At 40.0% G+C, this 1,334-nt stretch carries 1 protein-coding gene; it reads right to left on the bottom strand.

Translation table 11 applies throughout. The annotated features are described in order from the left end of the window. Positions 1-1,199, bottom strand: a 1,199-nt coding sequence (locus tag B5F76_RS14240; RefSeq protein ID WP_204218445.1) for an IS630 family transposase, incomplete at its 3' end; no start/stop codon positions are given. Positions 1,200-1,334: the final 135 nt, after the last annotated feature.

Below are 1,334 nucleotides of genomic sequence, written 5' to 3'. Positions count from 1 at the left end.
TTCCAACGAAAAATGACTCGTTCACTGTTTATCTCCTTTAACCAGTCTTCGATTCGATTAATCAAATCTTGTTTGGAATTGACTCGTAAATGCCTCAGCATTTGACGTGCCATCTTACTGAAAAAGGACTCAATCAAGTTTAACCATGATGCATGTTTAGGTGTAAATATAAAATTAAAACGTCCTTGAGGCATCATCGATAAATAATTCATAGTTTCTTTCGAACGATGAATGGAATGATTATCTAATATTATATTAATTTTTAAATTTTCATTATAGTGACTATGAAGTCTGTTAAGGAAATCTATAAAATCTGAACTTTTATGCTTATCTCGAACAAGTCCAATTACTTCTCCCGTAAATAGATCTATGCCTGCCAAAAGAGAAATTGTTCCATGCCTTTTGTATTCGTAATCACGTGCCAGACACCCATGCTTTTCTGATGGGAGAAGGTCCGGGGCTATTTTGGATATAGCCTGAATGCCAGGCTTTTCATCATAAGATATGAATGCTTCACCACAAAGTTCATCAGCTCGATATCCTTCACCTTGTTGATCTTTAGTCCACTGCATGATCCATTCAGAACGCTTGTATACAAGGAGAACATTCTTTGCTTTTTCTTCAAATTCTGGATCTTTTTTCTCTAAATAGTATTTAATGCGATGAGGTTTTATATCTTTCTCATTGAGAATTTCCCAAATTGTGGAGCGTTGGATACCAACAAGCATTGAAAAATCATGTGCTTCACAGTGTGCTCTAACATAGTTGGTGAGAGCTGTGATCGTCCACGTCTGCGTCTTGGGGGCTCCATCAAGACTCTCGGGCATCTGGCAGGCAAGCGAAACGATCCAAGTTTTAGCCTCCCGTGTTATCACAGGTGGGCGCCCAGATCGCTCAAGATCTTCAAGGGCCGCTTGCATGCCTTTTTCACTGCATTTCTTGATAGTCTTGGATATTGTTGGCGTTGATACACCAACTTCTTTCTCTATTTGAGAATAGCTTGCCCCAGATAATCTCAATAGAAGGATTTTAGCTCGTTGTTGATGCCTCACCTGAGCTGTTTGCGAAGACGCAATTGCTTTCAATTGTTTGACCTCGTCAGAGGAAAGAGCAATAGGGTATATTTGCGGATTCCCAGGCATGGTTACTCCTTTAGCAGGGGTGAGGCACGGAAAAATAAAGGGGAGAGTGATAGGCATGAAATGGTGGGCGATGTAAGGAGCAACATACCCTCCACACGCTAGACCACTTCAGTTTTATAGACACCTACCACTCTCAATTACACATACCTAGTGTATACAACCTCTAAAGTTTTTTCAAGAACAAAATACTAG

Source organism: Desulfovibrio sp. An276, from assembly GCF_002159665.1.
GTDB classification, from domain to species: Bacteria; Desulfobacterota; Desulfovibrionia; order Desulfovibrionales; family Desulfovibrionaceae; genus Desulfovibrio; species Desulfovibrio faecigallinarum.
This window is presented reverse-complemented; position numbering and strand designations above follow the sequence as displayed.